General features: G+C 63.6%; 7 protein-coding genes and 1 pseudogene. 6 read left to right on the forward strand and 2 right to left on the reverse strand.

Features of this window, described 5'->3' with window-relative positions; all coding sequences use genetic code 11:
• Together VFB18_RS08500 and VFB18_RS08505 are read left to right on the forward strand one after the other, a co-directional pair.
• Positions 1 to 271: pseudogene (locus VFB18_RS08500) on the forward strand (acetyl-CoA C-acyltransferase); the annotation flags it as partial.
• Positions 272 to 436: 165 nt separating this feature from the next.
• Entirely contained in the window at positions 437 to 1,738 is a 1,302-nt protein-coding gene (locus VFB18_RS08505) for a DUF2147 domain-containing protein (protein WP_324973566.1), read from the forward strand.
• Between the two features lie 82 nt (positions 1,739 to 1,820).
• Here VFB18_RS08505 and VFB18_RS08510 read toward each other — a convergent pair whose 3' ends face one another.
• Positions 1,821 to 3,551, reverse strand: a complete 1,731-nt coding sequence (locus tag VFB18_RS08510; RefSeq protein ID WP_324973569.1) for a long-chain fatty acid--CoA ligase — start codon at positions 3,549 to 3,551, stop codon at positions 1,821 to 1,823.
• A 358-nt stretch (positions 3,552 to 3,909) separates the two neighbouring features.
• Between VFB18_RS08510 and VFB18_RS08515 the strand changes: the two genes are divergently transcribed.
• The 4 genes from VFB18_RS08515 (at position 3,910) to VFB18_RS08530 (ending at position 6,630) form a co-directional block, all read left to right on the forward strand.
• Positions 3,910 to 4,179, forward strand: coding sequence for an acyl carrier protein (locus tag VFB18_RS08515; protein WP_324973572.1), 270 nt, complete (start codon positions 3,910 to 3,912; stop codon positions 4,177 to 4,179).
• 64 nt (positions 4,180 to 4,243) lie between these two features.
• Positions 4,244 to 5,482, forward strand: a complete 1,239-nt coding sequence (locus VFB18_RS08520) for a beta-ketoacyl-[acyl-carrier-protein] synthase family protein (protein ID WP_324973575.1) — start codon at positions 4,244 to 4,246, stop codon at positions 5,480 to 5,482.
• An 8-nt stretch (positions 5,483 to 5,490) separates the two neighbouring features.
• Positions 5,491 to 6,147: a DsbA family protein gene (locus VFB18_RS08525; protein WP_324973578.1), complete on the forward strand. Its 657-nt coding sequence runs from the start codon at positions 5,491 to 5,493 to the stop codon at positions 6,145 to 6,147.
• Between the two features lie 72 nt (positions 6,148 to 6,219).
• Complete coding sequence (locus tag VFB18_RS08530) at positions 6,220 to 6,630, forward strand: DMT family transporter (protein WP_324973581.1); 411 nt, start codon at positions 6,220 to 6,222, stop codon at positions 6,628 to 6,630.
• A 19-nt stretch (positions 6,631 to 6,649) separates the two neighbouring features.
• On the opposite strand, the gene radC is transcribed toward VFB18_RS08530, so the two are convergent.
• On the reverse strand, positions 6,650 to 7,200 hold a 551-nt coding region (gene radC / locus VFB18_RS08535), incomplete at its 5' end, for a RadC family protein (RefSeq protein WP_324973584.1).

Consider the following 7,200-nt stretch of genomic DNA (forward strand, 5'->3'; position numbering starts at 1 on the left):
GGCAACGTTGAAGGCATGGGAATCAGAGGATTATTGCCGGAAGAGGCTCGGGCGGAACGCGCCCCTGGGCGCAATCGACCGTTCGAAGCTGAACGTCAAGGGCTCATCAATAGCTTTCGGGCATCCTTTTGCCGCAACCGGTGCAAGAATCCTGGCGGTTCTGGCCAAGCTGCTGCATAGTGAGGGTGGTCGGAGAGGGTTGATTTCAATCTGCACGGCTGGCGGCATGGGTGTCGCGGCCATCCTGGAAGGGGCAGAGACGAGAGCTTAGAAGAGGGTTGGACAAACTGCCTAAGTCCAAGAAAAGCGCGAACAAAACGCGCTTCGGGCGTGGAACGGGGGGCTTCCGAACGAGGCCCATCAGGGACAGGGGGCAAGGCGATTATGTGCCGTGGCGCGAGAGGCGCCATCGGCCAAGACGATGACGGAGGTGCTTATGAGGCATCAAGCGTTCGCTGCGGCGATGGGACTTGTGACCGCTGCCATGCTTGCTCCCTGCAGCCAGTCCCAGGCGGCGACGGCCGATCCCAGCGGCTATTGGTACAAACCGGATGCCGAGCGCGAATCGAAGATTCAGGTCTTCAAGTGCGGCGCCGGAAAGTCCCAGCTTTGCGCCAAGATCGCCTGGCTCAAGGAGCCCACCGACTCCAAGGGCCAGCCCCTGCACGATATCCGCAACGAGGATCCCTCGATGCGCGGCCGCTCGATTGTCGGTCTCGCCATCTTCAGCGGGCTCACTCCGAGCGCGCCCGCCACCTGGACCGGCAAGATTTACAATCCCGAGGACGGTCACACCTATGCCGCGACGCTCACCATGGTGTCGCGGACCGAGATCAGGCTGAGAGGCTGCAAGGCTTGGCTCCTCTGCGGCGAGAAGCAGTGGCTTAGGACCTCTGCGCCGCCGGCTGCCATTCCGGCGCAGGCGCCCGAAGGCACCGAGCAGATCGAGGCGTCGGCCAAGCCCGACCAGGCCGCACCCGCGTCCCCGGTGGCAACTGCTGCTGCAAGCCCCGCCGCTGCTCCTGAGAAGTCAAAGCCTCAAGCTGCTCCGGCGGCACCCGTGGTTGAGGCCGCCGCCGCCGAGGAAGCGGCGCCGGCTCCCGAAGCCGATCACGCGATCGCGCCTGCGCCGACGGTTCAAGCCGCCGTCGCTCCGGTCGAGCAGGCCGTTTCGCAGCCCGTCGCTCTCGTCAGTCCCGCTCAACCGGCGGAGGGAGCGCCGAGCCCGCAGAAAGGCTATGGCTACCTCAATGCCTCGATGACGTCCGATACGCTCACGAAATATTCGGGCGAGAACGTCTCGAGCATGTTCAGCATGACGCGCCCGCTTCCGGCGCAGGCTGCTGTACAGCAGGCGGCACCGGCGCCTGCCGCGCAGACCGCGGCGGCTTCGCCTGTGTCGAGCGCCGCCCAGACCTCGGCCGTAACCGCATCAGCCGACGAGGCCGTGCCGCTTCCCCCTCAGAAGCCCAAGGTTGCGCCGAAGCCGCAAACCGTTGCCTCGCACTCAGCTCCGAAGACGAACGTGGCCGCCGCGACGCCCGCCGCGAACCAAGCCGCGCCCGCGCCTGAGGACGGCAACATGCCGAGTGCCGAGGCCGATGCCGGCACCCAGTCCGCGCAGGCCGACACGACGGAAGTCGAGCCGGTGCCGATGACCCGCCGCCAGTTGCGGCGTCTCAGGAGAATGCAGGAACAGCAGCAGGGCCAGGAGCCGTTTTTGCCCTGGCTGCGTTAGCCTCGCCGCAGCGTCAACAACGTCTCGCGATTCTCTCGCCGGCCTCTTGGCCGGCGAGGGCGCTTTAGGGCTAGGCGGCGGATCAGCGCTTCGCCTCGGCGCGCAATTCGCGCCGCGACAGCTTGCCGACGAGCGTCTTCGGGAGATCGTCGCGGAATTCGATCTCGGCCGGAATCTCGAGCTTTGAGAGCTTCTCCTTGAGGAAGTGAATGAGTTCCTCGGGGCTCGCCTGCTTGCCCTCCTTGAGCTTGACGTAGGCCTTCGGCGCTTCGCCGCGATAGGCATCCGGAATGCCGATCACGATCGCCTCGGCAACGGCAGGATGCTCGTAGAGCGCGTCCTCGATACGCCGCGGATAGACCTTGAAGCCCGAGGCGTTGATCATGTCCTTGATGCGATCGACGATGAAGATGTAGCCATCCTCGTCCATGTACCCGACGTCGCCGGTGCGGAAGAATCGGCCGACGAAGCTCCCCTCGGTCTCCTCGGGCTTGTTCCAGTAGCCGAGCATCACTTGCGGTCCGGCGACGCAGATTTCGCCCGTCTCGCCCTGCTTCATCACCACGTTCGGATCGTCGAGCGAACGGATGGAAATCTCGGTTGCGGGCAGCGGCAGCCCGATCGAGCCTTGGCGCGGCGCTTCGGGGGGATTGCAGGCGACGACGGGCGAAGTCTCGCTCAAGCCGTAGCCCTCGACCAGCGTGGCGCCCGAGATCGCCTCGAAACCGCGCTTGATCTCGAGCGGCAACGGCGCGCCGCCGGCGATGCAATATTTGAGCGAACTCAGGTCGAAATTGGCGATATGCGGATGGCGCAGGATGGCGTTGAACAGGGTGGGCACGCCCGGCATCATCACCGGCTTGAGCTTGCCGATCAGCTTCAGCGTCGGGATCAGATCGAACTTCGGCAACAGAATGATCTCGAGCCCGTGGCTGAGGCCGAAATTCATCACCGCCGTCATGGCGAACACATGGAACAGCGGCAGCACGCCGACGATGCGGTCGCCGGCCTTGGCGATCGCGTTCTGCCAGGCCTCTACCTGAGCGACATTGATCGAGAGATTGGCGTGGGTGAGCATCGCTCCCTTGGGCGTGCCCGTGGTGCCGCCGGTATATTGCAGCACGGCGATTGCCTCGGGGGTGATCGAGGGAGGCTCAAATCGGCCGTCATTGGCGAGCAGCTCGCGCGCAAGCACGACCTTGTTCGTGGCGCCGCTCTTCGCCGCCGGAGCGAGCTTGTCGCGCTGTGTGAGCTTGAAACCGACCGCCTTCAGCGGCGGCAGCATGGCGGTGAAGCTTGCCACCACCGCCTTTTCGAGCACTCCGCGACCAAGCAGCGTAGCAATCTTGCCGTGGGTCAGATCGAGATCGAGCGTCACCATGATCTTGGCGCCGCTGTCGCGAACTTGGAACTCGATCTCCTCGAGACTGTAGAGCGGATTGAAGTTGACGACGGTTCCGCCCGCCTTGAGCACGCCGTAATAGAAAATAACGAACGCCGGCGTGTTCGGCATGCATAGCCCGACCCTCACGCCTTCGCCGACGCCGAGCTCGCGTAAGCCCTTGGCGGCGCGGTCGGCGAGCGCGCCGATCTCGGCGTAGCTGAGCCGCCTCCCCATGAAATAGGTGCAAGGGCGGGGGCCATGGGCCGCCACCGATCGGTCGAGCAGATCCCCGAGGAGAGACGGCTTGACCTCCAAATCCCAGGGAACGGCCTTGGGATAGACCTTGAGCCAGGGATGGGCTTGCACATCGGCGCCGAAGTCCACACATTCGCCAGTCGGGAGGGTAGTGAATTGAGGCTTTGTCGCCATCGGCGTTTTATCGGTGTGTCACGCTTTACCGCCGCTTAACGGATAAGGGAGTGTTGCACGGAGGCAATAGGCCGCATGTGCATTGGAGCATAATATATTAGCACCTGGGCGCTAGAGTATGGCGGGAGCCAAGGATCACGAACCCGCCGCCGATATGCTGAAACGATGGCGCGGTCAGGCGCAAAAACGCCAATTTTATTGGCGATTAGAGCGCCACGCAGGGAATGATTTGGGCAAGGACACGGGTAGACTCGACCAGTTTTTAAGTCTATTCCAATGCCCGACTTGCCCTTGGATTAGCTATGTTCTAGCCAGGGACCATTAGACACGGACCCCCTAACGGGGCAGGGAGAGCGATATGGACGAGGTGGCCAGCAAGATTATCGAGATTCTGCGCAAGAACATGAAGGACCCATCGAAGACCGTCACGCTCGAAACGCCCCTCAGCGAACTTGAAATCGAGTCGCTTGACCTCGCGGTGATTGTGTTCGACATCGAGGATACCTTCGGGATCGAAATCCCGTATAATGCCAACGAAGAGGTTGAGGCGTTCGCGACGGTGGGATCCGTCGTCGATCGGGTTAAGGGCATCATCGCGGAGACGAAGGCTTCGGGCGCTGCGGCTTAAGCTCGCCGACGCCGCCCGGGCTGATCCGGGACAGACCAAGCTTGGAGTTACGGCTTAACATTACATGACACACACTAACGGGCGCAGACGCGTCGTGGTCACCGGCCAGGGCGTCGTTACTCCATTGGGTACGGGCGTAGACAAGTTTTGGGCTGCGCTCAAGAAGGGCGAGTGCGGCATTCGCCAGGTCCAGAGCTTCCCGACCGAGGACCTCTACATCACCATTGCGGGCGAGGTCCCGGACTTCGATCCCAAGGAGCGGTTGCAGAGCAAGGCGCTTTTGCTCGCCGATAAGTATTCGCAGTACGCCGGCTGCGCGGCGCAGGAAGCCGTCGCCATGTCGAAGCTCGAAGTCCCGCTCAAGGACAACGAGGCTTATCGCGCGGCGTGCATCATCGGCTCGGGCGTCGGCGGCCTGACCACGCTCGAATTTTCCTACAAGATGCTGTTCAAGGAGAACAAGCGCGCGACGCATCCGCTCACGCTGCTGAAGGCGATCGGTAGTTCCGCCTCGGCCCATGTCAGCATCGAATACGCCATCAAGGGCCCGACCTTCGGCGTGGTGAGCGCATGCTCGACCGCGACGCACGCCATCGGCCTCACCTATCGCATGATCCGCGAGGGATTGGTCGATCTCGGCATTGCCGGCGCCGCCGAGGCCTCGCTCAATTGGGGCGCGACGCGCGCCTGGCAGGCGATGCGCGTCTTGAGCCCCGACGGGCTGTGGCCGTTCGCCAAGAAGCGCAACGGCACCGTTCTCGCCGAGGGTGCCGGTATTCTGATGCTCGAAGAATATGAGCATGCCAAGCGGCGCGGCGCGCCGATTCTGGCCGAGCTGTTGGGCTACGGCATGACGGCCGATGCCGCCGACATGGTCAACCCCTCGATCGACGGCGCCTCGACCGCGATGCAGATGGCGCTCGACGATAGCGGGCTTGCTCCCTCGGACATCGACTACATCAACGCGCACGGGACGGCGACCGCCGTCAACGACATCAACGAGACCCGCGCCATCAAACGCGTGTTCGGCAATGCCGCCAACAAGCTCTCGATTTCCTCGACCAAGTCGATGCACGGTCATTGCCTCGGCGCCGGCGGCGGCATCGAGGCCGTGGCTGCGGTCAAGGCGATCAACGAGAAGTTCGTTCCGGCGACGGTCGGCCTCGATGAGCCCGATCCCGAATGCGACCTCGACTACACCCCGAATGTGGGCAAGAAGCGCGAGGTCAACTACGCCATGTCGAACTCGTTTGCCTTCGGCGGTCTGAACGCCGTTCTCGTGTTCGGGCCCGCGCCGGCCTAAAGCGCATTTTGCCCCGATCCTTACGGCTGCTGTTTCTGCTCGGATTTGCCGGCCTTCTCGGCCTTGTCGTGGCCTATGAAGTCACCGGCCATCTCCGCTCCGCGCAGCAGGAGCAGGAGATTGCCGCTCACGCCGCGGACATCTACCGCTCACCGACGAGCTTCGTCGCCGGGAACCCTGAAGGTGACGTGAGCGTAGTCGCCTTCCTCGACTATAACTGCCCGTTTTGCCGGCAAGGTGCGCCGGACCTCGCCAAGCTGATCGCGACCGACGGGAAGGTGCGCCTCGTTCTGAAAGAGCTTCCCGTTCTCGGCAAGGACTCCGAAGACGTTGCGCGCATCGCGCTCGCCTCGATCCCGCAAGGCAAATATTTCGAGCTGCACCAGCGGTTGTTCGCCGAGCCCGGCCGAGCCACCAAGGCCAAGGCGCTCCGCATCGCCTCGGAATTGGGGCTCGATATGGGTCGGCTCGAAGCCGGCATGGACGATCCCGCGATCACCGCCATTCTGCTCGAGAACACGAAGCTTGCGAAAGACATCGGGGTGAGGGGCGTGCCGTTCTATCTCGTCGGCGATCGCGTGCTCGGCGAAGGCAAGGACCTCTATGGGCGCCTCGCGCAGGGCGTGGCCGATATCCGCGCCCACGGCTGCCGCAACACCTGCTAGTCGTATCGAGCCCGTCCTTGATCTCGATAGATTCGGCCGGGTAAACGTGATCTCATCCGCTTGGGGGAGGTGATGAGTCCACTCACGAGCTATCTGTGTTTGGCTGGGGCGATCCTCACCGAAGCGATAGGGACCATTGCGCTGGCGGCATCCGAGAGCCTGACCAAGCCGATCCCTACCGTCATCTCGGTCGTGTGTTTCGTCGCCGCGTTCTGGCTGCTCTCTTTCCCGCTTCGCACCATGCCGACCGGCATCGTCTATGCCGTGTGGTCGGGAATGGGCATCGTCCTGATCACGGCCATTGCCTGGTTCTGGTCCAAGCAGGCCCTCGACCTGCCGGCGATCGTCGGCATGGCCCTCATCACGGCGGGGGTGATCGTCATCAATGTCTTCTCGAAATCCGAGGTTCCGGCAGTAGCCTCTGCCGATGTGGGAAAGCCGGGATGCGCAGCGGCAAAATCTCCCTCGGCGAGGTGCGAATAGGCGGTGGTCCGGGCGCCGGTTAGATCAGCCCGAGTCCCCTGAAGCTCGCATGCCCCTGCTTGCCGACAATGATGTGGTCGTGCACCACGATGCCGAGCGGCTTGGCGGCGGTGACGATCTGTTTGGTCATCTCGATGTCGGCCCGCGAAGGGGTGGGATCGCCCGAGGGGTGATTGTGCACGAGCACGATGGCGGTCGAAGACAGCTCGAGCGCCCGCTTCACCACCTCGCGCACATAGACTGGCGTATGGTCGACGGTCCCTCTCTGCTGCACCTCGTCGGCGATGATCTGGTTCCGCTTGTCGAGGAACAGGATGCGGAATTGCTCGCGGGACTCGAACCCCATGGAGGCCCGGCAATAGTCGAGCACCTGGGTCCAGGAGGAGAGCACCGGGCGCTCGAGCACCTCGCCCCGCATCAGCCTGACGGCCGCGGCGCGCACCAGCTTCAGTTCGGTGATGGCCGCCTCGCCAATGCCCGGCACCTCGGCCAGAAGCTCCTCCGGCGCGTTCAGCACCTCGGCGAAGGTGCCGAAGCGGGCGATCAGCGCCTTGGCGAGCGGCTTGGTGT

Origin of the sequence: Methyloceanibacter sp., assembly GCF_035650995.1 — a bacterium.
Classification (GTDB): Bacteria; Pseudomonadota; Alphaproteobacteria; order Rhizobiales; family Methyloligellaceae; genus Methyloceanibacter.

Excerpts from the sequence above, each read along its gene's own strand:
- VFB18_RS08505 (WP_324973566.1), top strand. The coding sequence starts at position 437 with ATGAGGCATCAAGCGTTCGCTGCGGCGATGGGACTTGTGACCGCTGCC.
- VFB18_RS08510 (WP_324973569.1), bottom strand. The coding sequence starts at position 3,551 with ATGGCGACAAAGCCTCAATTCACTACCCTCCCGACTGGCGAATGTGTG.
- VFB18_RS08515 (WP_324973572.1), top strand. The coding sequence starts at position 3,910 with ATGGACGAGGTGGCCAGCAAGATTATCGAGATTCTGCGCAAGAACATG.
- VFB18_RS08520 (WP_324973575.1), top strand. The coding sequence starts at position 4,244 with ATGACACACACTAACGGGCGCAGACGCGTCGTGGTCACCGGCCAGGGC.
- VFB18_RS08530 (WP_324973581.1), top strand. The coding sequence starts at position 6,220 with ATGAGTCCACTCACGAGCTATCTGTGTTTGGCTGGGGCGATCCTCACC.